We start from the raw sequence: 20,044 nt of genomic DNA, 5'->3' as shown, positions 1-20,044 counted from the left end.
CGAAAAAGCGGAAATCGCCCGGAATGCATACCAGGCGGACCAATAAAAGGGTGGTGGGGGATGATTAGGCGGTTACATTCCGGCTGGAACCATGATATAATTTAAATACCTAAAATTTTCTAAAAGGATTGGCACAGGAGCCTGAAACAGGACTGTGCTCCGGGACGGAGGAATTAAATGAATCAATTTGTCACGGAACAGCTCATCTACGTATTACGGCTGGTGGCCGCTGCTCTTTGCGGAGGTTTGATTGGATGCGAGAGACAAAGTAAAAAGAAGACGGCAGGCACCAGGACCCATGTAATTATTGCAGTGGCCTCTGCCATGATGATGATTATCTCAAAGTATGGGTTCGGGGATGTGCTGAACGAGTATGTAAAACTGGACCCTTCCCGTGTGGCGGCGGGTGTGGTTACGGCAATTGGCTTTATTGGTTCAGGCATCATTATTTTCCGGAACAACAGTGTGAACGGAATCACTACCTCGGCCGGAATATGGGCGACTGTGGGCGTGGGTATGTCCATGGGAGCGGGAATGTATATTCTGGGGGCTGTATCCACAGCCATCGTTATGCTCTCGGAACTGTTCCTGGGCAGGAAAGGTTATTTTTCCAGAAGGAACGGGGAGGACAAAGAGGTGGAGATTGAATACTGCGAAAGCCTGGATGAGGACATCTTCCAGTTCATCAACCGGACATTGCAGGGCCAGAACTGCAAGATGGTAAATATCCAGCTTACAGAGGAGGCGTCCGCCTATGTGCTGACCGCCCAGTTAAAGACGCCTGCGGACTACGATATGTCCGACCTGGTGGGGCAGCTTAAGAAAAAGAGCCAGCTGAAGCGCATATCCGTGCAGTAAGCCAGGTGAGTGAATTGCTGGAGGGCTGTCCCTATTGCCATACGCGTTTTTTGATGTCGGATCTCTATCCAAAGGTAACGAATTATTATTTTCTCCGGGATTACGGATTGGGAGAGCAGGCGGCCGGAAACAGCGTCAGAAAGTGGATGCCCGCAGGCGGCGCGGCATGTCTGGTGCTGCGGCTTCCGGGAATCCTTTCAGAGCTGTTGTAAAGATTCTCATTTTTGCTGATGACAGAGAGAATCTGGTGTTTATGAGGGACGGCCGGAGGAATGCAGCTTTGACGCTATTGCGAACGCCCAGTTTGAGGGAGCTGTCAGCTTGAATGCCTGCCGGGTGGGGGGGGGTAGGATTACTGTTATTTGGATTTGGGAGTATACATGACAGATGTGTACTGCCAGGGCTAGGGGCTGCACCGGCAGCCGGACCGGTTCCGAATCGGACTGTGTCGGAATATAAGCCATCCCGAGGACTATGGTTTCTCCATCAGATTGTGATGAGGGCGGTAAGCTGCAAACTGGGGAGCCAGCTTTGACGCCACCAGGGAACGTCTGTGCCCGTATTGCAGGATCCGCCATGATTTGAAGGAGGAGGACTGGATCATTACATATATGCGGAAACAGCCCTGAATGTATGGTCTATTTCTCCCGAAGTCTGACCTTATTCCTGGCGCTGCGCCTTCTCTCGTCCTCCAGTGCGGCATAGTGGCGCTTAGTGGTATTGACGTCGGAGTGGCCCAGCACATCGGCTACCAGATAGATATCGCCTGTCTCGCGGTACAGGTTGGTGCCATAGGTGCTGCGCAGCTTGTGTGGGGTAATGGGTTTTAATGGAGCCACGGTGCGGGCATACTTTTTAACCAGATTTTCCACGCTGCGCACGGCCATCCGCCTGCGCTGCAGGGAGAGAAAAAGGGCGTCCTCGTGTCCCTGTTCCGGGATGATACGGTCGCGTTCCTCCAGGTAGTCTAAGAGGGCGTCCTCCACCTCTGTTCCGAAGTATACGGTCACCTCCTTGCCGCCCTTGCGGTAGATGCGGATGCCGCCGTTCTTAAAATCAATGTCGGAGATATTTAGCCCCACACATTCGGACACACGGATTCCGGTTCCCAGAAGGAGGGTAAGGAGGGCCAGGTCCCGCGTCTTTGTTTTCGCATGGTAACTTTTCTGCTTATCGGTCAGCTTGTCACCTTGTTCCACCTCGTCCAGAAGTAGGGCCACCTCATCCACGTCCAGCCGGATGATTTCCTTTTCATGGAGTTTGGGCAATTGTACCAGGGCGGCAGGATTGTTTTTAATTCGTTCATTCCTGTAATAGTAATTATAAAAACTTTTCAGGGAGGATATTTTGCGCATGATTCCCCGTTCCTTGTTCATGACCTCCTGGTTCCTGTCATTGAAACGGTATTTCAGGTATTCCATATATTCCTCAAAATCCGTGACAGACAGCTGGTCCAGCTGATCCAATGTGATATCCTTGACAGTAATCTTGGCAATAGCCGGATTTTCCTTATGGAGGAAATCAAAGAACACATGCAGGTCATAGGCATAGGCAATCCTGGTCCTGGAAGATGTCCTGGGCTCGATTCCGCGGAAAAAGTCACCGCAGAATGGCGGCAGGTCTTTTATCAGATTGCGCAGCCGCAGAATGTTTTCCCGGTCTACCTGTTCATGGTATGATAATTGACTCATGTAAGTGGATGCCTCATTTCATAAAATAGTCTTGTCGCGTCAGACGCGCTATAAGATATATTTTAGCGTCAATTGCAAATGATTGTCAATTGATTGTTTTTTACTTATTGATAATGACTTTACGGAATACAAGAAAATCCAGTCAGTCTATTTTAACAGATCCAGATAAGCCCCGTATCCTTCCTCATCCATCCTGCTGCGGGGGATGAAGCGGAGGGCAGCGCTGTTGATGCAGTAGCGCATTCCGCCGGTCCCGGCAGGACCGTCTTCAAACACATGGCCTAAATGGGAATCTCCCTCGCTGCTGCGCACTTCCACGCGGTGCATGCCGTGGCTGCTGTCAGGGTGTTCCGTGACGGCGCGGGACATGACCGGCTTTGTAAAGCTGGGCCATCCGCAGCCGGAATCAAATTTGTCAGCAGAGGTAAAAAGCGGTTCTCCTGTAACGATATCCACATAGATGCCTGGTTCATGGTGATTCCAATATTGTCCTGTAAAGGGCCTTTCGGTGGAGGCATTCTGTGTCACGTCATATTGTTCCCTGGTCAGCCGTTTTTGAAGCTCTGTCTGGTCCTGCTTTATGCCCGTTCTCCCGTCCGGACGCACAATGAGGTCCTTAAGACTGCTGAAATCAATATGGCAGTAGCCATGGGGGTGATTTTGCAGATAGTCCTGGTGGTAATCCTCTGCCGGATAAAAATTCCTCAGAGGTTCAAATTCCACGGCCAGCGGCTGGCTGTAATCCTTCTGAATTTCATACATGACAGTCTGGATGGGGCCGCGATCCTCATCACTGGTATAGTAGATGCCGGTCCGGTACTGACTTCCTCGGTCGTTTCCCTGCCGGTTTACGCTGACAGGGTCGATGATTTTGAAAAACTGTCTGACCAGTATGCGCAGTGCAACAATGTCCGGATTGTACATAATACGGACTGTTTCAGCAAACCCGGTGGTGTCTGAGCAGACCTCCTCGTAAGTTGGATTGCTCCTGGTTCCGTTGGCATAGCCGCACTCAGTATCGCAGACACCTGGTATACGGGAAAAATATTCTTCCACTCCCCAGAAGCATCCTCCAGCAAAATATATATTCTGCATGATCATTTCACATCCTTTCCTTTGTTTCCTTCTGAATTGGATTCATGATACTATTATGCCCTTGTAAGGGACTAAAATCAATGAATTTCTGAACCAATACTTTTTCATGGAACTGGAGGAAGATGACTGTAAACACATGGCCTGCAATTGGAAAGGAATCATGCCCGGAAAAACAGGACGGGTATGGGTGACAGAAGCGCTGAATCAGGATGGTTCCTCCCAGGGCCTAAAAATCAAGAACGGATTGACAGAAAATTTTGGTGAAGTCTGTCCGCATTCATGGCGATGTGGCACGGTTTGAGAAAATATGCGGCTTTACAATAGAGAGGGAATCCCGATTCGGGATGCACTGACTCCAAAGGAATACCGGCAGATTCTGAGGAATGTCCGCTGGCACCCAAAAGAATGGTACCTGAGGCTACGCAGTCCTCAGGTACCCGGCATTATGGTATCGGCTGATAAGATTATAGTTTTTCATACGATACCAGCTGGTTTACATCAATTCTCTACCGTCCGAATCGGCTGGTATCAGCAGTTCCGGCATCGGAATATCCAATTACCAGACTTGCTTTGGGCGACAATCAGGCGGACCGGCTGAAGATTGGCTGCTGTGGGGGCAACATGGGCGGCTTCAAGAATTTTCTCCAACTTTTCCGGCTCGACCTTCTGAATTCCTTTCTGTTTTTATTATGGCTTCAAATCAACCATTGACTTTATTTTATCATCTGTCATATAATTCACAAGAATGCACTTTTAAGGTAGATACTTTCCAAAACCATAGCATACCAATAGGAGAGCAAATAGGAGGAAACCATGATACAGCAGGAAGCTTCACTATATGGAGTTACAGCGTCTCATACCCAATGCAACACCCAAAATGGTATCACAGCAGCTTCGTGACCTGGAAAAATCCGGTTTGATTTCCAGAGAAGTTATACCAGAAAAACCGCCCAGAACCATCTATTCCCTGACTGAATTTGGAAAAAGCATTATTCCGGTTCTGGATGTGATGTGCACCTGGGGGAATGGATTACTTAAACTGACTGAATGTGAAAACGCCTTGTCAAAAGCAGGAGAGGGTATGAATGGCGTAAAAAGGATACTGTCATTTCCGTATTTGATGTGATTCGGTTTACGTAAAAATATTATGTAAACAAATTGGCGGCTGATTAAAATAATATACACCTTTAATATATAAAATTGCAGACGAGGTTGGGATTAATCAATACTTAGTCAAATTATGTTCAGCTTCAGCAAAAGAATAATATTAATAATATTTATTCAATTGTTAGCAAATGGGGAAATCATAAGAAAACATAGAATACGCAGGGATTACAAAGACTACCCCTGTCAACTATTCGTTAAACTATCCGCCTCTTTCACGAAAGCGTCCTACGCCAGTAGGTGAAGCCAAGCGGTAGTTGCTAGGAGGCGACATAAATTATACCAAACCGGAGCCTCCTGCCTAGCAACTATTTGTGAAAGAGTAGTTTAACGAAAGTGGAACGGTAGTTGGAGTAAGGTGCAGCAACAAACTTAATAAAATTGTAAGGCGACAATTTGGTTAACATCAACTTATAATATATGAGAGTAGCTTCGAATCTGCGAGCAGTCCGAAGCTACTCTCATATATTATAAGTAAGCCTATTTGATTCAATGACTATACCTCATTATAACATTAGAGTAATTCAATGAAAAGACCTGAAATGGGTCTTTTTTGTTTGGCACTCATCATAAAGTCTGATGATATCAAGCCTCGCAGAGCACCTAAAGCGGAACGGAGTGTAGCGGTACTTTGCAAAGCAAAGTATTGGGTGCAATACTTTAGAAAAGTTATTATGCCATGGCTTCCAACATAATTAAATTGAAACAATACTTTTGTGCAATACTTTGAGGAGGCGATATAATGGCAAGTATTGATTTCAAGAAAATTAAAAGTGCTGGTGAGCTGAAAGCAATGCTCCGGCATTGTGATAATGATGAACGTCTGAAGCATGAACATAGTAATGAGGATATAGACAAAGAGAAAACCCACGAAAATATAAACTATACAAAACTGACTTATGGGCAGTCATGTGCCAGATTTGATAAACGCATCGAAATCTTAGATTCTTCAACAAATAAGAATAAGCGTAAAGATCGAGTTGTGGCATTTGGGTTAACAGTTCCATCATGCGAGGGAATGACAAGAGAAGAATCTGCATCTTTTTTTATGGACTGCTGTAAATTATTTCAATCCGAATTTAATGCTAGAAATATCATTTCTGCTATAGCTCATTATGATGAAATACATTCATATATAGTTGCTGGTGAAATGAAAGAGAGCAGAGAGCATTTACATTTTTATGTAATACCTGAAATAGATGGACAATTAAATGGGAAAAATTTTTCGTCTAAAAAGCGAATGATAGAACTTAATAAGAAGCTGGAGAAACTAGCCATAGAAAAGTACCATAAGAATTTTCTTACAAAAGAGCCAGCTCGTAAACGTTCCGTTGAAGAATTAAAGAGCATAAGCAATTCAGAGCAAGAACGGAGAATTAAGGTTCGTGATGAACTTATGCTTGAGATAGAGAATAAGAGCAATTCACTAAAAAAAACCTTAATGGAATTAAGAGAATTGGAAGCAAAACGCGATTCAGAGGAACAAGCCTATATGAACTATCAAGAAGAGCCGTTTGACTATCCGGCTGAAATAAAGCGCAAAAAGCCTTTACTTGGAAAAGAAACTATTGAAATAGAAGCTAGTACAGCATTGCTTAAATATCAGTGATTAAATTACTAATGGTATCCCGGCATATGTCCACTTAAATGGGTGTGCTGTAAGATTGTATTGTTCAATAAAGCGCAGGATGCTTGCTTCCAGTTCTTCTATTGATAGGTAGCTTTTCCGCTTCAGCAGCTTCCGGTTAATGATGCCAAACCATATCTCAATCTGGTTCATCCAGGAACTGTGTTTCGGAGTATAGACAAAGCGGATCCGGTGGGAAGGGTCATGCAGGAAATCCGCTCGGCTTTCCATACTTTTAAGGATCCCTGTTTTCCCTTTTTTGCCCAGTTCCACGCCAAGGGCACAGGCTTCTGCCACAAAGCGGACAAGGGCTTCCGATTTATGGGTGTTTAGGCCATCGCATATAAATGTCCATGGGGCTTGCGGGTCTGTCCCTACCAATGCTTTCACGGCTTCCACAAAATCCTCTTCTGTGCGTGTGGAGTTTAAATACGGCATTTCCATACGGCCCGTTGCAACATCAAAGAACCCGATGAGGCTGGTCGTGCCATGGCGGATATACTCAAACTCCATTTTGGCGCACTGGCCGGGTAATGGGAGCTTGTCAGGATATTTATGTTCCAGCGCTTGTACCCCGGTCATTTCATCCGTGGAAACAATGTGTGCACCTTCCCGGCTTTGTTCCTGGGCACTCTGGTACAGGCCGCAGATTTCGTTTACTTTCCGCGCAAAAGATTCCGGGGCTTCCGTCTTTTCCGAAGAATGAAGCCAGTAACGGATTTTGTGGGGATGTAAATCTACCTCATTTTTAAAAAACGGCTGACAGATTTCTCAGAAATCTGTTCAGCGATCCCCTGCTTTTTAATTTCTGCCACTAACAGCGGGAGACTCCACTGGCTTACTTCGTACCCAAAATCATTTGGGCTGCTGCAGGCAAGGTCGATGATCCGCATGATCTGGTCCGGCGTAAAAACAGACGGGGCACCGGGGCGTTTTTTATCGGACAGGACTGCCCGTATCTCATCTTCAAGCTTTTTCGGGTCGTCCATTTCAATCCTCCGCAAGGCTGGGAGCGCCGCGAGGAACCGACTGCGCCAGGTGGCAACATTATTATAATGAAGCCCGACCTGTGGTGCAATATTCTGGTTGAGTTCCCCCTGTGACGCAAGCAGGACAATGCTGGCTCTTTTGACCAGTCCTGACGGAAGGGAGCGGCTTTTTGAAAAAGCAGATAATATGTTTTTCATGGCATCAGATAAAACCGGGATAGTATCAATTGTTTTCCTTCGCATAATAACCCATCCATTCTTTAGTGATAGAATTATTATGCACCGACTACAATAAAAAAGCAACGTCTATTCATTATTATTTTGGCAATGCTGTACTAGTGAATACGACAGATTCGTTTCTAAAGTTGCAGAGTGTGAAGATGTGTTATTATATTCAAAAAAACGTGAAGGTACTATTTCAGAAATAGAGACTCAATTTAAAGAAAGCATATTAGAAGCTAATAAAGTACTAGATGAGGCTGAACAAATGCGTAATAGAACGGAATCTTTATCCAAACAAGCTAAGCACTATAAAAAAAGTCTAGAGAGCATACGAGTATATGCCATAAAACATGATGATGAGAAGCTTAAAGAATTTGCTACGAAAGCTCTTTTGCTTGATGTAGATAAGCCACTACAAAAAACTGCCGAAAAAACATTAAAGAATGTTATGCACCATGATGATTATGAGCGTTAACAAGTGGTGATGGGGCTATCGCCCATCACCACCAGCATCAGAATAAAGTTTATCTATCAATCCATTCCCAACACCTAAACCATAGATATATAACAATTTGGTTATCAACAATTTTCAGTTCAGAATAATTGGCAATTCCTAAAAGAAAGTTGAGTGAATGCGCTTCATCACAAGTTAATAAAGAATCTGCTGTAATAGTAATATGGATAGAGTTTTCTTCTTCCCATAAAGAAAACTCTGCCTCATTTTCAAGTTCAAAAGTGAGGTTCTCATAATTCTTCACAATCAATTCTTTGCGTTCTAAAAGAATCAATTTCCTATGATTTTGCTCGTATTCCTTCAATTTTGCTATTATGCGTTCAAATCCATTCTCCATATAACACACCTCCTTATTAAATACCTCACTATATTATACCTCACTATATTGTGAATTACTAGAAGTGGATTAACTGGATATAATAAAAATATTCAGAGAGGTGGTGAGAGCGTGGGTTATTTGCATATGAGAATTAATGAAATGTTAGAAATCCAAGGTAAAAGCAAAAATACAGTCTGCAAAGAATTAGACATTCCACGTTCGAACTTCAATCGGTACTGTCGAGACGAATTTCAAAGAATAGATGCAAACCTCGTCTGTAAATTATGCGAATACTTTAACTGTGGAGTAGGAGATTTAATCGAATATATGAAAGACTAAGAAGCTGGAAACAGCTTCTTTTTATATGATGCCAAATCCATCATTGAGGCAAAGTTTTATTACTTTGCCATCATTGAGTAAAACCTCATATGAGGTTTTACCACATAGAGGTGGAACCACCTCACATGAGGCTCCGCCACTCCCTGTTTTTTTATTTTATCGAATTGCCGTAGGCTCACATGAGGCGCAGGCCTGCTCATATATGCCTGTCAGCAGACTCATATGTGCCCGTCGGCAGACTCATATGTGCTTGCCAGCAGGCTCATTGAGTGCTTGGAAGCCTTCTCTATGATTCTATATATTCTATAGACATAAAAATTCCAATAAAATCAATAGTTCCCAGACTTTTTTGTCACGTATTTAGTACTGGATTGTCACGTATTTAGTACTAAAATCGAATTTTTGTCACGTATTTAGTACTAAAATATAAAAAAGTTTTTTTAAAATACTATAAAAGTATAAAAAACAGAACTTTTTTAGTACCAATCTAACATTATATATTATGAGAAACAAATAACGTTTATTAAGGTGATGCCCATCACCACAGGGAGGTAAAACCAAAATGAAAAATAAAAATGAGTACGTGATTCAGTGGAAGATTGCTGATGATAAAATCCATAATCAGAATCTTAAAATAAAAAAATTGATGGATAGCAGTACACTATTAAAAGACGAAGATGGTAATGAAATTATTGCTTCAACGCTAATGGTAAGTGCAAACCAGTTTCATAAAATTTTTCTTGAAGATTTTATGAAAATAATGGGATTGATTGGAAATTCAGAAAGCAAGGTCTTTTCATATATATTGGCAAATGCTAATTATAATAATATCCCAATTTCAACAGCAAATACCTTTGTAGGAACATATGATGAAATTGCAAAATCTGTTCACACAAGTAAACAAACAGTTGTTCGAGTCATGAAAAAGCTACAGGCAACTAATTGTATAATCAAAATTAGCGCAAAAACATACCGTATAAATCCCAATCTTATCAGTATTGGAAAATTAAGCCAACAGCAAGAGGTTATGCAACAATTCAACGAAGATTTAATACATAATTTAGAGGAGGAAAACAATGAAAGTAAGCAATAAACAAAAAGAGCAAGCACGCAATGCAGACTTAATTAGCTTCATGCAGGACAATTATCCAACTAGATTAATGCAGGATGGTAAGGCGTGGCGAGATACAAAATATCCTGATATAACAATATGGCGGTCGAGTAGGGATGGAATGTATAAATTTAAAGCTCATGCAGTAAACACACAAGCAATCAAAGAAGATATTAAAGGTTCTGATACAATAGCATATCTGCGAAGATTTTTGGATTATGATTACTCGGGTGCTGTAATTGCATTAAGTCAGTACTAAAAAGCCAGAAATGGCTTTTTATTGCATTTAAGCCTAGTTTAACGAAAGCGAAGCGATAGTTGGATTATAGAATCAAACAAGCCTTAATAGAGATAACGTAATGAAATGCGAACCATACCCTAAAAGAACAAGACAACTATTCGTTAAACTAGACTTATCCCGAATAGTTAGCTTATTTTATTAAGTATGTAGGGATACAGCTTGTCATATGTTACAGTCAGAGAGGGCATCCGCAATTTTATCGTGGACCCCTTTCATGACCTTGATTTCAGATTCAGCAATGCTAAAACGTTCACTGGCAATGATATCCTCAAGAGAGCGAATCCGGCGTATCCGGGCACAGCGTTCCATCAATTCATCCAGACGGACATTGACGACCCGGTTAAGATAGCGCAGTTCCCGTTCCGTAAGTTCTATGTTCATCCAACCACTACTTTCTATTGATTTCTTATGTTCGCGACCCCGTAGGCGCATCCATGGCATGATGAATCGCTACCGCCAGGGACCTGGCACTTTCTGTAGTCAAGGGGAAGGGGTATCCCCGGCCTAGGCTACACCGCCAGCCGGGGACATACGCACCCACTAGTTATTAGAGGAATCAACAAGAACAAAATCCTCCAAAGCAGCCTTCTTGCCAACACGCCGGAACGTAACATCAAGAAAATCATCGGGATTTATGGAATTGACATCCGTAGTGAATTCATTCCGGTAAACATTGATAGTTTCAACCAACTGACCACGAACATCATTTGAACGAGTGCCCACAACACAATGAAGCCGGAAATAATCATACGGAGTACCTGTCTTATAATCATTGCCTGTTAAATGCTGAATCCCAACCACTTTGTATAACATAATAAAAATCCTCCTTAAATTTTGATATGGTTATGTGTTATTTATATGCATCAGGGCGAAGCCACAATGGGACGCCCTGAGGGCTAGCTAAATTAATGGTGGAATGGAATCTGTCTTTTCATCAATATAAGACAAAATCTGTTCCAAACGGGCGAAATAGAAAGTCATAAGTCTAATTTGCTGTTCCGTAAATTTGTCAGGATAAAGAAAGGAACGGGAAATTACCAACCCAGCTTCATCTCGCTCCTGCTCTAAGAAAGCCTTGGAAATTCTACGCATTCTGGACCCCTCCTATCAGCTTTAAAAGCACAATTGACAATATTACGCAAAGCATCACGCTCCTCAATCGTAATTGCATCAATCGTGCACGCAAAACTCAATTGTGCACAAATCCAAGCATAATCAAAGGTCAAGTCAATAACATCATCATTACCACGAACATAAGCTTCCACAGCATCATTGATTGTCTTACGGATACGCTTTACATCCATCATGTTAAATCCTCCCCCTTACCGTAATATAAACCAAACCGTCATCATCCCAAGAAAATGCTTTTACATCAAGTGCCCAACAACGCCTTATTGCAGGATAATGACGAAAAGCACACGCACGCAATGTAAATTCTTCATCCCGGATATAGATAAGTGATTCATTAGAAACAAACGGGAGATTACAAACCTGTCCAACTGTCATTTTAGCCCTCCTTAATCAACTAACTAAATCATCCTTGTAGACTAACTAAATTTGTGGTAAAATAGATACTAACTAAGCGCTTAATTGTTACTTATCGTTACATTAATAGTATAACAGAGTGTTTAGGCCTAAACAATTGACAAAATCAACAAAGTTTAGGCCTAAACATTATATAATTTGTATAGGCCTAAACAGGAGATTAAGAAATGAAAGAAAATAGCAGAAATGAATATGTAAGAGAATATATAAAAGATACATATAAGACAGTCAAAGTATATATTCGAGAAGAAGATTATCCGACTATAGTAGAACATATGAAAAATAAAGGCTATACAAAAATAAGTGGATATATCAAAGACCTAATAGAAAAAGACATGAGCGGCACACCTGGAATCCAGGTAAATCACAACAAGGGTATTGTGGCCGGGAATATACATGGGGACATCAATATGAAATAGGGCCACAAACGCACCAGAATGAACGAGAAGCGATTTTAAGAGCCTAAGACAAAAATTCATCAAGGAGGATATAAAAATGGACAGAGAAACGATTGAAGCAATGAGAACACTATTAGAACCAATTACAAACAAGCTAGAGGACATAAATCTACAAATATCAGAACTAAAAATCCAAATGGATACACTAAGGCTAGACATGAAAACCTCAGAAAGGTCCATCAGGAAAGAAATACACCATATCAACGATGGAATGGACACCTTAGTAGAAGTATTGGAAGCCAAAGGAATCCTACCGAAGGTAGAATAACAGCAATATCCCCGGCTCTATGCCGGGGATATGCGAAAGGAGTAAACATGGAAAATATAATCAATGGAATCATTGGACTAACTACAAATAAAGCTTTTTGGTGTTGTGGAGCTATAGCATTAACCATGTTCCTGTTTAGAAAATTCAAAGATTAGCAATGTACTTAAAGTAAAAGGAAAATAGAATAAATGCAATCATGTAAACATAACATACAATCATGTCCAAGTCGGTATACTTCCTTCCACGCGAACGCTTGCGGACAAAATAGTTATGGATAGCAAAGTATAAAAGCGGCAAAACAACAAAGAAAACCGAACAGAAATAAATTTCATCCTCAGACGTCATATTAATCCTCCTCAATCGCCCCACGCTTGATTGCCTCGGCCAGGCCGACCTGGACAAGCCGTGTTGCCATTTCCGCCGGGGTGGAGTAGCATTCACAGAACTCCATGTACCTGCAAAGGCGGTCATACTGTTTCGTGGTCAGGTAAACATTGACTTTGATTTTTCCAACTGGCTTATTCATAAAAATTTCCCTCCTGATATCTTAATAACTGATTGCGCAACTTGTTAAATATGGGACCCTCAATCTCAAAGGGACGGTCCAGGAGCAGGGCCTTATACTTACGTTTCGTGTTAGGTGATAACTGACGGAGATAGAAATCCATGCTGTCAACAGGTTCCTTACACATAAGCTGTATCAAGACCTTGTTATCACCCAAATCCAATACACTACGAGTATAAACATTGGGCCAGCACCGACAACAATCTATGTAGTCCAGGCTATCCAGCGTAACCTCTATCCGGGTGAGGGGATAATCAAGGCCAGCCTCTATCTGTTTGTTGTAGACCTTTACCCGGCCGGGAGCGGACATACATCCTAAATATTCTGTAAAGTCCTGCGCTGATTTGTAAAATTGGCTGTATTTCCTGTTATCCTTGATAAGCTGTACACAGTCACGGCCATATGGCACGTCCACTGCTAAATCCCATCTTTTTATCTTTATTGTTTCTACCATGGGGAACAGTTCGTTTAGGACCGTTCTTAGGAGCTGTCCTATCTGGCTTTGCAGGTCTTTGAACCCTGTTTCCTCCTGGTCGAAGGGGGAGACACTTGTACGCATGAACCCATCATCATAGGCAAGCTCACCAAGTATCTTGTTTGGGTTAAAGTCCAGGAAACCCTGTAAAACTGTTTCTTTCTTTACACCATTCATACAAAGACCAATGGAAAATGATAATCCTTTGATACCAAACACAAAAAGGTATCGGTAATCAAAATCCTTTAAAGAATGATAATGCGTACAGCCTGGAAGATGGGAGAGGAAGGAAAGGAAGGATTCAACTGTATCTGTATCCGGGAACTCAAAGGAGTAACGGAGGGAATCACAGGAATAAAAGATACCATCCTCAATCAATGGGTTGAAATAATAAAGCATGGGCAAAACCTCCTAACATGAATTGTGTAAATTGTGTGAAAAAGTCAGAAATTGATAGGACTTCGGACCTAATTGGACTTCGGACCTAATTAGACAGGGGTCCGAAGTCGGTCACCGTTTCTTACGGTTCCATTTCCTCACGACCTCATGAAGCTGTACGCGCCCGCCGGCCATCGCGCGGCGGAGCGCTCCCAGCTTCCCCTGTTTCACCAGTTCCGGGAACGGCATGTATTCAAACTCCTTCTCCGGGAGCAGAGGAGGATTGTAGGAATTGAAATACTTTACATACTTCGGGATGTAGGTAAAACGCACGGAACCGAAGGGGGCCAGGAGCAGGGAATCAATGTTGTAATCATCCACTATCTTTGATTCACCACTGGCAGATTTATCCGCATGGACAACGGCAACTGTCTTTGTGATACGCCTGGCAATGGAAAAGCAGTTCAGGAAGTTGTGGATGATGTACAGATGGTCAGTAAGGTCACGTATCTTCTTGTCAACATCAAAGGACTGGGAGAACAGATACACGATATGTTTATACTGCCGCTGATATTTGAAATAGACCTTCACGTGTTCCGGGAAGGACTTGAAATTACGGTTATCCCATACAAGGCCTACCTCATCGATAAGCAGGATAGAATTTTCAGGAAAATGGGCAACACCAATATCAACGGTATCGAAGTGATAAGTTCCAGGTATATGCACGTTGCTATAGACGTGCCACCCCTTCTTACGGTATTTAAGTGCCATTTTACACATGAGCGTAGTCTTGCCACTACCTTTCTTGCCAAAGACCATAAAGAGCTTATATGGATTGCGATACTTAAAGAAATGATAAGCAAAAAAGACAATCCAAAACAGGCCAAAGCCAAAGAGTAGAACAGAAAGCGCATACATTAAAACACCCCCTTAACAAGCTGTTTCGTGATACGGATAAGGCCAACGGGCAACAGGATTAAAAGCATGAACTGCCACATGACATTGGTATCAAGGGTAAAGACTTCCGGGGAAATGGGGAACAGGACCAAATCTATAAAAAGGTTGAATAAATCAATCATGAAATCACCTCAATGGGGGAAGGGGACCGAGGTCCCCTCCTGAATCATACCTGATGGTAAATGCGCATGAAGAACGCAACCACGGCGCCGGCGAAGAACAGACACATGGCGGCCAAAAGGATGGGCTGGGATAAAATCCAGGTGAGCAGGAGCCCACACTCCTTCCAGAGCCAGGCCGTGACCACGGAAAACGTGGCTAACAGACCATTAAGGCCCGTGGCCGGGGTACCTTCCTCAGCAAAGGCCGGGAAAGCCATAGCAACAGACGCAACACCCGTGGCGACAGGGACACAGCGATACTTCCTAACCGCATTCTTAATCTTCAATATAAAAAACACCTCCTTATCAATTCATAAAAGTCGCCTGAATATATCTACAACCTTCCGAAGAAGGGGCAGACCAATGACAGCAATACCGACCCAGTAGGAATGCTCCCACAGGAACGTGAAAAGTTTATAAACCTCATTAAAGAGCCAGCTGATAATAGGATAAAGACTATCAAATGCCATGGAATCACCGCCTATCAATCAGCGATACGAAGATATGGAAGAACTTATCCACAATCCATAAAAAGGCAATGAAGCCAAAGGCATAACAAACCGGATAGAACTGGACAGGGACATCCCCCATCAACGCGAGGATTTTCTCCATAAACATATCAAACAACCTCCTATCAGAACGACAACGATATATGTAAGCGTGTCAGAAACCTTGAATATATGATGGTAATGATTCACCTGGATATTGACATATGTATCACGGTATTGGAGACGGCCCAGGCTCCAATAATATTCCCTGACATAGTTGGGGGAGCCATACTCCCTGATAGAGTAAAAGTTATTGCCAAGACAAGGAGTAAGATACACAACCTTACCCGTATCTGCATAGGGATTAAAATTACCGTCCACCAGGCGGCCCTGGATGGGACTGGTTGAGACATTGAACAGACGCCCATCACTGTCTACATAAAGGGAATCCGCATACTCAGGAGGGAGAAGCAAGGTGTAATCCCTGCCTGAGATAGACACATCATAACGAAGTACATTAACATAATCATCAGAAACAGAAACCGAACGCGCCGAGCGGACAGGGGCGTCCATAGGAATAATATCTGTAGGGCCTTCCTCCAGGTCAGGACTATCCTCCTCACCTTCCAGGGAAGAAAGCGGAGCATCCGGGGAGGAAGCAAGACCGGGGCCGCCAAAAGAATCACGAATGGTAATAAGTTCGCATAAAATGTATCGAAGTAAGTCATCACGTTTTAAACCCTCAAAATCATCAATGTCCATCAAGGTCCTGTCATCAATCAATAAATCCACATCCGTATAGGCGGCATTGGAAGAAGATGCAATACGGATATCATCCGAATCCATGTCCGCATCCCTGCCCGACCTGGCCGCATTGGAAGGTGTAGCCGTATCCGCATAGGCCAGGAGAGGGCAGGAGAGCAGGATAAAGCTACTTGAGACGATGAGACTTAGAAGAACCTGCCTTATGTTTCTTACCTGAATGAAGCGGACGGAACGCATAGGAAGGATGGTCACCGGCCCACCGGAAGGAGATGACCAACGTACCCACAAAAACAGAAATGACAATGACAGCCACAAGAAAATCACCATATGAATAACCTCCCAAAGAGCAACGGAACAACGTCTGGACCAGATAAGACAATATATTGATACAAAAATCCATCAAATCACGCATGATATCACGACCCCTTATTTAATATCTGAAACACAATTGATAATGAAATCGGGACGACCACAAAGGCAATCAGCCATCCAGGAAGATACTGGATGCAGACGAACAGCCAGCCAAACGCACGCACCACATTGACAATCACAAAAACAATCATAGTAATGAGGTTAACAATGTAATTAACAACCGTCTGGAAAATGGCCGCCACAGCGTCAAAGAACTGGAACATTTAAGACCCCCCTTTAAACCTGTAATAACCGATACAGAGCATGGCAATGGTAAGTGTCAGGGAAAAGCCGATAGGGATGTTAAGACCCGCAAGGGCTGAATAAACACCATTCATGAAATAGGAAACATCCGCAATGGGAGAGGTAAAACGGCTGAAGAACCCATCATCATACTGAAAAGCATCAATAGCCGTCCGGGCATACTCCATGGCCTGGCCTTCCTTTTCCTCCATCTTGGAAAGGGAATCCTTAAGGGTATCATTGGAGGAGGTAAGGCCGGAATTATCATAACCATTGACAACTTTTTCTGTATTCTCATCCTGATTATTGATAATGGTAGTCGTATTGGATTCCTGGGAATCAATGATATCCTCTGTATTATTGCGGTTAGCCGCCAAATCCTCCGCATGATGTTCATTCATCTTGTTATACATGTTCGTGAACTCACCCGCTAACTGGTCCCAAAAGGAGTGGAGCTGGTTACTGATGGTCTGAGTGGTATCTACAATCTGGTCAATGATGGTATCCTGCTTTTCTACCAGGGCCGCCGTATTATTGGCCGTATCCTGAGCGGAATTAACCAGGGACTGATTCTGCTCATCCGCAGTGGGAGGGGGTGCAATTGGCGCCACAATATGACCTGCCTCATAATCCGTAAAATTACAGACAGAGGAAAAGTTAAGTTTCTGCTTACCATAAAGAGGAAAGGCAAACGGGAAATAAAAATAGACCGAAGTAAGGGCCTGAGTATCAACGTTATAGGTAGCCGTATAAAAATCAGGCGGGATGTAATCAGAGGAAAGTTCACTAAGCTGCCCCCAAAGACTGGTAGCATTCGGCCGTTCCACATATCCACGGGCAAAAAACCTATCAGGATTCAATTTGCTACTTGTCTGGACGGAAATCTGGCATTTCCATTTCCCATTCCTTGGGAGAGCAGAGCGGGGGAACTTAAGGAGTAGACCATGGATGGCCCTGCCGTCAGGAGCAGTAAATTCCTTGCCAAAGGCACCCTGCCCACCAGCATTCTGAACCTTACCAAGGTATTTATCATAATTATCAGAACCGTAAACATAAACCTCAACCGTTGACCAGTTAACCGTGTTGGAAGCATCCTTAGCAAATACAGTCAGGGGACATAAGGAAAGGATGGAAAGGATTAAAAGGACGCTTAAAAGTTTCTTAACCATAAAAAAATACACCCCCTAACAAACGTGTTAAAAGATGTATCCTTATATACTTAAATCAGCCTTAACTATTCGTTAAACTAGACTTATCCCGAATAGTTAGCTTATTTTATTAAGTATGTAGGGATACAGCTTGTCATATGTTACAGTCAGAGAGGGCATCCGCTATTTTATCGTGGACCCCTTTCATGACCTTGATTTCAGATTCAGCAATGCTAAAACGTTCACTGGCAATGATATCCTCAAGAGAGCGAATCCGGCGTATCCGGGCACAGCGTTCCATCAATTCATCCAGACGGACATTGACGACCCGGTTAAGATAGCGCAGTTCCCGTTCCGTAAGTTCTATGTTCATCCAACCACTACTTTCTATTGATTTCTTATGTTCGCGACCCCGTAGGCGCATCCATGGCATGATGAATCGCTACCGCCAGGGACCTGGCACTTTCTGTAGTCAAGGGGAAGGGGTATCCCCGGCCCCTAGGCTACACCGGAGGCCGGGGACTTCGCTTCCGCTAGTTTGGAGAATCAACCAACCGGCATTCCTCAACAAAACCACCACGGCCATAGGAGATATCCACAAAATCATCTGGATGAATACCAGAAATATCCGGGGCATATTCACCGTTCCAGATGTCAACCTGTTCGACACGGCGGCCACGGACTTTATCGGGCTGTCTGGATGGAACTGCATAGAAACGGGTGAAGTCATAAGGCTTACCAGTCTTTTTAGAGATACCCTCGAATCTCTCAATGCCTAAAATCTCATATACCATAATCAAAACCTCTCTTTCTCAACTAACTAATTGATTGTTATATGTAATCCAGGGCAGAGCCGGAAAAGAATACCCCGGAGAACAAGCTATGTTGTCTGGACCTCACTGGATATGGACGGGATGGAATCTGTCTTTTCATCCAGGTAAGCCAAAATATGTTCCAGGCGGGCGAAATGATATTGAAGAACATCCACACGGCACTGGTCATGCAAGGCCATGGCCCGGCATATCGCCACACTGGTTTCATTTTGTTCCTGCTCTATGAGAGCCTTGGAAAGTCTACGCATTCTGGACCCCTCCTGTCAGTTTTATAAGCGTGAAGGACAACGGAAGACAAAGCATCAAACTCATCAATCGTAATTGCATCAATGCTGAATGCAAAACTCAACTGTGAACGAATCCAAATATAGTTAAAACGGAAATCACCATCAACATCACCAAGAAGATACCGTTCTACAGCATCATTAAGTGTTTTACGGATACGCTTTTTATCCATCATGATTACACTTCCTTACATACCGTGATATTCAAATGGTTACCAGTCCACCAAGAAAAAGATTTCACATCATAAGAATAAAATTTGGTTGCAAAGGGATGAATACGGACAAAACCGCCGAGAAGATTAAAAGCTTCATCACGGATTAAAATAACCGTATGGTCATCAACAAACGAAAGATTCATAACCTGATAAACCGTCATACCTTAAGCCCTCCTTAATCAACTAATTAAATGAACCTTGTGAACTAACTAAATTTGTGGTAGAATAGATACTAACTAAGCGCTTAATTGTTATTTATCGTTACACCAATATCTTACCAAAAACATAGTACTATGTCCATAGGCATATGTCACAAAACATAGTACTATGTTTTGGCGAAATTAAACATAGTACTATGGAGGGGCAAAATGAGCAATGCAAAATATAACAAAGAATATAATGAAAATAATTATTCACCACAAAAAGTATACATACAAAAGGACGAGTTACCAACAATTAAAGAACACATGAAAAGCAAAGGCTATAAAAGCTTTTCAGGATACGTAAAAGACCTAATAGAAAAAGATATGCAAGGCACATCTGGAATCAATGTTAAAACCAATAAAGGAATTGTAGCGAACAATATACATGGAGATATCAGCATAAAATAAACATCATAT

The 20,044-nt window shown here is 42.8% G+C and carries 35 protein-coding genes and 1 pseudogene; 11 read left to right on the top strand and 25 right to left on the bottom strand.

Features of this window, described 5'->3' with window-relative positions; translation table 11 throughout:
- Window positions 1–177: 177 nt before the first annotated feature.
- Both LA360_RS04055 and LA360_RS04050 read left to right on the top strand, forming a co-directional pair.
- A complete protein-coding gene (locus LA360_RS04055; protein WP_022200550.1) occupies window positions 178–858 on the top strand; it encodes an MgtC/SapB family protein in 681 nt (226 codons plus the stop codon).
- Window positions 859–863: 5 nt separating this feature from the next.
- On the top strand, window positions 864–1,070 hold the full coding sequence (locus LA360_RS04050; protein ID WP_138262830.1) for a hypothetical protein: 207 nt from the start codon (window positions 864–866) through the stop codon (window positions 1,068–1,070).
- A 426-nt stretch (window positions 1,071–1,496) separates the two neighbouring features.
- Here LA360_RS04050 and LA360_RS04045 read toward each other — a convergent pair whose 3' ends face one another.
- From LA360_RS04045 to LA360_RS04035, 3 genes and pseudogenes are all read right to left on the bottom strand, one after another.
- Window positions 1,497–2,549 (bottom strand): tyrosine-type recombinase/integrase, encoded by a 1,053-nt coding sequence (locus tag LA360_RS04045; RefSeq protein ID WP_022200549.1) that lies wholly within the window; start codon window positions 2,547–2,549, stop codon window positions 1,497–1,499.
- A 147-nt stretch (window positions 2,550–2,696) separates the two neighbouring features.
- Window positions 2,697–3,650, bottom strand: coding sequence for a peptide-methionine (R)-S-oxide reductase MsrB (msrB, locus tag LA360_RS04040; protein WP_022200548.1), 954 nt, complete (start codon window positions 3,648–3,650; stop codon window positions 2,697–2,699).
- Between the two features lie 558 nt (window positions 3,651–4,208).
- Window positions 4,209–4,316: pseudogene (locus LA360_RS04035) on the bottom strand (nitroreductase family protein); the annotation flags it as partial.
- A gap of 166 nt (window positions 4,317–4,482) precedes the next feature.
- Between LA360_RS04035 and LA360_RS04030 the strand changes: the two are divergent.
- Together LA360_RS04030 and LA360_RS04025 are read left to right on the top strand one after the other, a co-directional pair.
- Entirely contained in the window at window positions 4,483–4,770 is a 288-nt protein-coding gene (locus tag LA360_RS04030; protein WP_022200547.1) for a winged helix-turn-helix transcriptional regulator, read from the top strand.
- 780 nt (window positions 4,771–5,550) lie between these two features.
- Window positions 5,551–6,417, top strand: a complete 867-nt coding sequence (locus LA360_RS04025; protein WP_112482655.1) for a plasmid recombination protein — start codon at window positions 5,551–5,553, stop codon at window positions 6,415–6,417.
- Here the strand turns inward: LA360_RS04025 and LA360_RS04020 are convergent, their stop codons facing one another.
- Window positions 6,418–7,035, bottom strand: a complete 618-nt coding sequence (locus LA360_RS04020; protein ID WP_225537719.1) for a transposase — start codon at window positions 7,033–7,035, stop codon at window positions 6,418–6,420.
- A 137-nt stretch (window positions 7,036–7,172) separates the two neighbouring features.
- Complete coding sequence (locus tag LA360_RS04015; protein WP_089776580.1) at window positions 7,173–7,667, bottom strand: helix-turn-helix domain-containing protein; 495 nt, start codon at window positions 7,665–7,667, stop codon at window positions 7,173–7,175.
- 139 nt (window positions 7,668–7,806) lie between these two features.
- On the opposite strand from LA360_RS04015, the gene LA360_RS04010 reads away from it, so the two are divergent.
- Window positions 7,807–8,121 carry a hypothetical protein gene (locus LA360_RS04010; protein WP_146774965.1) on the top strand — a complete coding sequence of 105 codons (315 nt, stop codon included), beginning with the start codon at window positions 7,807–7,809 and terminating at the stop codon, window positions 8,119–8,121.
- Between the two features lie 49 nt (window positions 8,122–8,170).
- On the opposite strand, the gene LA360_RS04005 is transcribed toward LA360_RS04010, so the two are convergent.
- Window positions 8,171–8,497 (bottom strand): hypothetical protein, encoded by a 327-nt coding sequence (locus tag LA360_RS04005; RefSeq protein ID WP_022200545.1) that lies wholly within the window; start codon window positions 8,495–8,497, stop codon window positions 8,171–8,173.
- Between the two features lie 126 nt (window positions 8,498–8,623).
- Between LA360_RS04005 and LA360_RS04000 the strand changes: the two genes are divergently transcribed.
- From LA360_RS04000 to LA360_RS03990, 3 genes are all read left to right on the top strand, one after another.
- Window positions 8,624–8,818, top strand: a complete 195-nt coding sequence (locus LA360_RS04000) for a helix-turn-helix domain-containing protein (RefSeq protein WP_081031284.1) — start codon at window positions 8,624–8,626, stop codon at window positions 8,816–8,818.
- A gap of 562 nt (window positions 8,819–9,380) precedes the next feature.
- A complete protein-coding gene (locus LA360_RS03995) occupies window positions 9,381–9,911 on the top strand; it encodes a replication/maintenance protein RepL (RefSeq protein ID WP_022200544.1) in 531 nt (176 codons plus the stop codon).
- Window positions 9,895–10,188 carry a hypothetical protein gene (locus LA360_RS03990; RefSeq protein ID WP_089774777.1) on the top strand — a complete coding sequence of 98 codons (294 nt, stop codon included), beginning with the start codon at window positions 9,895–9,897 and terminating at the stop codon, window positions 10,186–10,188. The genes LA360_RS03995 and LA360_RS03990 overlap by 17 nt, the downstream gene beginning before the upstream one ends.
- Window positions 10,189–10,392: 204 nt before the next feature.
- Here the strand turns inward: LA360_RS03990 and LA360_RS03985 are convergent, their stop codons facing one another.
- The 5 genes from LA360_RS03985 to LA360_RS03965 all read right to left on the bottom strand — a co-directional run bounded on the left by LA360_RS03985 (window position 10,393) and on the right by LA360_RS03965 (window position 11,736).
- Complete coding sequence (locus tag LA360_RS03985) at window positions 10,393–10,611, bottom strand: hypothetical protein (protein ID WP_002588949.1); 219 nt, start codon at window positions 10,609–10,611, stop codon at window positions 10,393–10,395.
- A 159-nt stretch (window positions 10,612–10,770) separates the two neighbouring features.
- Window positions 10,771–11,043: a hypothetical protein gene (locus LA360_RS03980; protein ID WP_112482649.1), complete on the bottom strand. Its 273-nt coding sequence runs from the start codon at window positions 11,041–11,043 to the stop codon at window positions 10,771–10,773.
- 87 nt (window positions 11,044–11,130) lie between these two features.
- Window positions 11,131–11,322 (bottom strand): hypothetical protein, encoded by a 192-nt coding sequence (locus LA360_RS03975; protein ID WP_146774963.1) that lies wholly within the window; start codon window positions 11,320–11,322, stop codon window positions 11,131–11,133.
- A complete protein-coding gene (locus tag LA360_RS03970) occupies window positions 11,295–11,537 on the bottom strand; it encodes a hypothetical protein (RefSeq protein WP_112482647.1) in 243 nt (80 codons plus the stop codon). Before LA360_RS03970 ends, LA360_RS03975 begins: the two co-directional genes overlap by 28 nt.
- A 1-nt stretch (window position 11,538) precedes the next feature.
- Window positions 11,539–11,736, bottom strand: coding sequence for a hypothetical protein (locus LA360_RS03965; protein WP_112482645.1), 198 nt, complete (start codon window positions 11,734–11,736; stop codon window positions 11,539–11,541).
- A 206-nt stretch (window positions 11,737–11,942) separates the two neighbouring features.
- Here LA360_RS03965 and LA360_RS03960 point away from each other — a divergent pair, with 206 nt between their 5' ends.
- A complete protein-coding gene (locus LA360_RS03960) occupies window positions 11,943–12,194 on the top strand; it encodes a hypothetical protein (protein ID WP_112482643.1) in 252 nt (83 codons plus the stop codon).
- 76 nt (window positions 12,195–12,270) lie between these two features.
- Window positions 12,271–12,501: a hypothetical protein gene (locus tag LA360_RS03955; RefSeq protein ID WP_074664327.1), complete on the top strand. Its 231-nt coding sequence runs from the start codon at window positions 12,271–12,273 to the stop codon at window positions 12,499–12,501.
- Window positions 12,502–12,847: 346 nt separating this feature from the next.
- Here the strand turns inward: LA360_RS03955 and LA360_RS03950 are convergent, their stop codons facing one another.
- From LA360_RS03950 to LA360_RS03885, 14 genes are all read right to left on the bottom strand, one after another.
- Complete coding sequence (locus tag LA360_RS03950) at window positions 12,848–13,027, bottom strand: hypothetical protein (protein WP_002567660.1); 180 nt, start codon at window positions 13,025–13,027, stop codon at window positions 12,848–12,850.
- Window positions 13,020–13,940: a hypothetical protein gene (locus LA360_RS03945; protein ID WP_112482639.1), complete on the bottom strand. Its 921-nt coding sequence runs from the start codon at window positions 13,938–13,940 to the stop codon at window positions 13,020–13,022. Before LA360_RS03945 ends, LA360_RS03950 begins: the two co-directional genes overlap by 8 nt.
- 111 nt (window positions 13,941–14,051) lie before the next feature.
- The gene (locus LA360_RS03940) at window positions 14,052–14,690 is read right to left on the bottom strand and encodes a zonular occludens toxin domain-containing protein (RefSeq protein WP_225537300.1); all 639 of its coding nucleotides are present in this window, start codon (window positions 14,688–14,690) and stop codon (window positions 14,052–14,054) included.
- A gap of 146 nt (window positions 14,691–14,836) precedes the next feature.
- Window positions 14,837–14,998 (bottom strand): hypothetical protein, encoded by a 162-nt coding sequence (locus LA360_RS03935; protein WP_166433715.1) that lies wholly within the window; start codon window positions 14,996–14,998, stop codon window positions 14,837–14,839.
- A gap of 44 nt (window positions 14,999–15,042) precedes the next feature.
- The gene (locus tag LA360_RS03930; RefSeq protein WP_225537298.1) at window positions 15,043–15,324 is read right to left on the bottom strand and encodes a hypothetical protein; all 282 of its coding nucleotides are present in this window, start codon (window positions 15,322–15,324) and stop codon (window positions 15,043–15,045) included.
- Window positions 15,325–15,511: 187 nt separating this feature from the next.
- A complete protein-coding gene (locus tag LA360_RS03925; protein ID WP_002567665.1) occupies window positions 15,512–15,655 on the bottom strand; it encodes a hypothetical protein in 144 nt (47 codons plus the stop codon).
- Window positions 15,628–16,617 (bottom strand): hypothetical protein, encoded by a 990-nt coding sequence (locus LA360_RS03920; protein ID WP_112482637.1) that lies wholly within the window; start codon window positions 16,615–16,617, stop codon window positions 15,628–15,630. Before LA360_RS03920 ends, LA360_RS03925 begins: the two co-directional genes overlap by 28 nt.
- Before the next feature lie 89 nt (window positions 16,618–16,706).
- Complete coding sequence (locus LA360_RS03915; protein ID WP_112482635.1) at window positions 16,707–16,925, bottom strand: hypothetical protein; 219 nt, start codon at window positions 16,923–16,925, stop codon at window positions 16,707–16,709.
- Window positions 16,926–18,113, bottom strand: coding sequence for a hypothetical protein (locus LA360_RS03910; protein WP_112482633.1), 1,188 nt, complete (start codon window positions 18,111–18,113; stop codon window positions 16,926–16,928).
- A gap of 133 nt (window positions 18,114–18,246) precedes the next feature.
- On the bottom strand, window positions 18,247–18,465 hold the full coding sequence (locus LA360_RS03905; protein WP_002588949.1) for a hypothetical protein: 219 nt from the start codon (window positions 18,463–18,465) through the stop codon (window positions 18,247–18,249).
- A 160-nt stretch (window positions 18,466–18,625) separates the two neighbouring features.
- On the bottom strand, window positions 18,626–18,886 hold the full coding sequence (locus LA360_RS03900) for a hypothetical protein (RefSeq protein WP_112482631.1): 261 nt from the start codon (window positions 18,884–18,886) through the stop codon (window positions 18,626–18,628).
- An 86-nt stretch (window positions 18,887–18,972) separates the two neighbouring features.
- Window positions 18,973–19,173 carry a hypothetical protein gene (locus tag LA360_RS03895; protein WP_002567655.1) on the bottom strand — a complete coding sequence of 67 codons (201 nt, stop codon included), beginning with the start codon at window positions 19,171–19,173 and terminating at the stop codon, window positions 18,973–18,975.
- A complete protein-coding gene (locus LA360_RS03890; RefSeq protein ID WP_003526384.1) occupies window positions 19,146–19,385 on the bottom strand; it encodes a hypothetical protein in 240 nt (79 codons plus the stop codon). Before LA360_RS03890 ends, LA360_RS03895 begins: the two co-directional genes overlap by 28 nt.
- A gap of 2 nt (window positions 19,386–19,387) precedes the next feature.
- Complete coding sequence (locus LA360_RS03885) at window positions 19,388–19,585, bottom strand: hypothetical protein (RefSeq protein ID WP_002588946.1); 198 nt, start codon at window positions 19,583–19,585, stop codon at window positions 19,388–19,390.
- A 207-nt stretch (window positions 19,586–19,792) separates the two neighbouring features.
- On the opposite strand from LA360_RS03885, the gene LA360_RS03880 reads away from it, so the two are divergent.
- Window positions 19,793–20,035: a hypothetical protein gene (locus LA360_RS03880; RefSeq protein ID WP_002588945.1), complete on the top strand. Its 243-nt coding sequence runs from the start codon at window positions 19,793–19,795 to the stop codon at window positions 20,033–20,035.
- The last annotated feature ends 9 nt before the right edge of the window (window positions 20,036–20,044 follow it).

The sequence above is a fragment of the Enterocloster clostridioformis genome (genome assembly GCF_020297485.1).
GTDB lineage: Bacteria > Bacillota > Clostridia > Lachnospirales > Lachnospiraceae > Enterocloster > Enterocloster clostridioformis.
The sequence above is the reverse complement of the archived record's forward strand: the minus strand, read 5'-3'. Positions and strand labels throughout refer to the sequence as shown.

What these genes read in the sequence shown, in the direction of transcription:
- LA360_RS04055 (WP_022200550.1), top strand. Translation starts at nt 178, where the DNA reads ATGAATCAATTTGTCACGGAACAGCTCATCTACGTATTACGGCTGGTG.
- LA360_RS03945 (WP_112482639.1), bottom strand. Translation starts at nt 13,940, where the DNA reads ATGCTTTATTATTTCAACCCATTGATTGAGGATGGTATCTTTTATTCC.
- LA360_RS03935 (WP_166433715.1), bottom strand. Translation starts at nt 14,998, where the DNA reads ATGATTGATTTATTCAACCTTTTTATAGATTTGGTCCTGTTCCCCATT.
- LA360_RS03895 (WP_002567655.1), bottom strand. Translation starts at nt 19,173, where the DNA reads ATGCGTAGACTTTCCAAGGCTCTCATAGAGCAGGAACAAAATGAAACC.
- LA360_RS03890 (WP_003526384.1), bottom strand. Translation starts at nt 19,385, where the DNA reads ATGATGGATAAAAAGCGTATCCGTAAAACACTTAATGATGCTGTAGAA.
- LA360_RS03985 (WP_002588949.1), bottom strand. Translation starts at nt 10,611, where the DNA reads ATGAACATAGAACTTACGGAACGGGAACTGCGCTATCTTAACCGGGTC.
- LA360_RS03915 (WP_112482635.1), bottom strand. Translation starts at nt 16,925, where the DNA reads ATGTTCCAGTTCTTTGACGCTGTGGCGGCCATTTTCCAGACGGTTGTT.
- LA360_RS04030 (WP_022200547.1), top strand. Translation starts at nt 4,483, where the DNA reads ATGGAGTTACAGCGTCTCATACCCAATGCAACACCCAAAATGGTATCA.
- msrB (WP_022200548.1), bottom strand. Translation starts at nt 3,650, where the DNA reads ATGATCATGCAGAATATATATTTTGCTGGAGGATGCTTCTGGGGAGTG.
- LA360_RS03960 (WP_112482643.1), top strand. Translation starts at nt 11,943, where the DNA reads ATGAAAGAAAATAGCAGAAATGAATATGTAAGAGAATATATAAAAGAT.
- LA360_RS04045 (WP_022200549.1), bottom strand. Translation starts at nt 2,549, where the DNA reads ATGAGTCAATTATCATACCATGAACAGGTAGACCGGGAAAACATTCTG.
- LA360_RS03965 (WP_112482645.1), bottom strand. Translation starts at nt 11,736, where the DNA reads ATGACAGTTGGACAGGTTTGTAATCTCCCGTTTGTTTCTAATGAATCA.
- LA360_RS03975 (WP_146774963.1), bottom strand. Translation starts at nt 11,322, where the DNA reads ATGCGTAGAATTTCCAAGGCTTTCTTAGAGCAGGAGCGAGATGAAGCT.
- LA360_RS04025 (WP_112482655.1), top strand. Translation starts at nt 5,551, where the DNA reads ATGGCAAGTATTGATTTCAAGAAAATTAAAAGTGCTGGTGAGCTGAAA.
- LA360_RS03990 (WP_089774777.1), top strand. Translation starts at nt 9,895, where the DNA reads ATGAAAGTAAGCAATAAACAAAAAGAGCAAGCACGCAATGCAGACTTA.
- LA360_RS03885 (WP_002588946.1), bottom strand. Translation starts at nt 19,585, where the DNA reads ATGACGGTTTATCAGGTTATGAATCTTTCGTTTGTTGATGACCATACG.
- LA360_RS03955 (WP_074664327.1), top strand. Translation starts at nt 12,271, where the DNA reads ATGGACAGAGAAACGATTGAAGCAATGAGAACACTATTAGAACCAATT.
- LA360_RS03980 (WP_112482649.1), bottom strand. Translation starts at nt 11,043, where the DNA reads ATGTTATACAAAGTGGTTGGGATTCAGCATTTAACAGGCAATGATTAT.
- LA360_RS04015 (WP_089776580.1), bottom strand. Translation starts at nt 7,667, where the DNA reads ATGCGAAGGAAAACAATTGATACTATCCCGGTTTTATCTGATGCCATG.
- LA360_RS04005 (WP_022200545.1), bottom strand. Translation starts at nt 8,497, where the DNA reads ATGGAGAATGGATTTGAACGCATAATAGCAAAATTGAAGGAATACGAG.
- LA360_RS03940 (WP_225537300.1), bottom strand. Translation starts at nt 14,690, where the DNA reads ATGGCACTTAAATACCGTAAGAAGGGGTGGCACGTCTATAGCAACGTG.
- LA360_RS03970 (WP_112482647.1), bottom strand. Translation starts at nt 11,537, where the DNA reads ATGATGGATGTAAAGCGTATCCGTAAGACAATCAATGATGCTGTGGAA.
- LA360_RS03910 (WP_112482633.1), bottom strand. Translation starts at nt 18,113, where the DNA reads ATGGTTAAGAAACTTTTAAGCGTCCTTTTAATCCTTTCCATCCTTTCC.
- LA360_RS04000 (WP_081031284.1), top strand. Translation starts at nt 8,624, where the DNA reads ATGAGAATTAATGAAATGTTAGAAATCCAAGGTAAAAGCAAAAATACA.
- LA360_RS03925 (WP_002567665.1), bottom strand. Translation starts at nt 15,655, where the DNA reads ATGTTTATGGAGAAAATCCTCGCGTTGATGGGGGATGTCCCTGTCCAG.
- LA360_RS03905 (WP_002588949.1), bottom strand. Translation starts at nt 18,465, where the DNA reads ATGAACATAGAACTTACGGAACGGGAACTGCGCTATCTTAACCGGGTC.
- LA360_RS03900 (WP_112482631.1), bottom strand. Translation starts at nt 18,886, where the DNA reads ATGGTATATGAGATTTTAGGCATTGAGAGATTCGAGGGTATCTCTAAA.
- LA360_RS03950 (WP_002567660.1), bottom strand. Translation starts at nt 13,027, where the DNA reads ATGAATAAGCCAGTTGGAAAAATCAAAGTCAATGTTTACCTGACCACG.
- LA360_RS03880 (WP_002588945.1), top strand. Translation starts at nt 19,793, where the DNA reads ATGAGCAATGCAAAATATAACAAAGAATATAATGAAAATAATTATTCA.
- LA360_RS03920 (WP_112482637.1), bottom strand. Translation starts at nt 16,617, where the DNA reads ATGGTGATTTTCTTGTGGCTGTCATTGTCATTTCTGTTTTTGTGGGTA.
- LA360_RS03995 (WP_022200544.1), top strand. Translation starts at nt 9,381, where the DNA reads ATGAAAAATAAAAATGAGTACGTGATTCAGTGGAAGATTGCTGATGAT.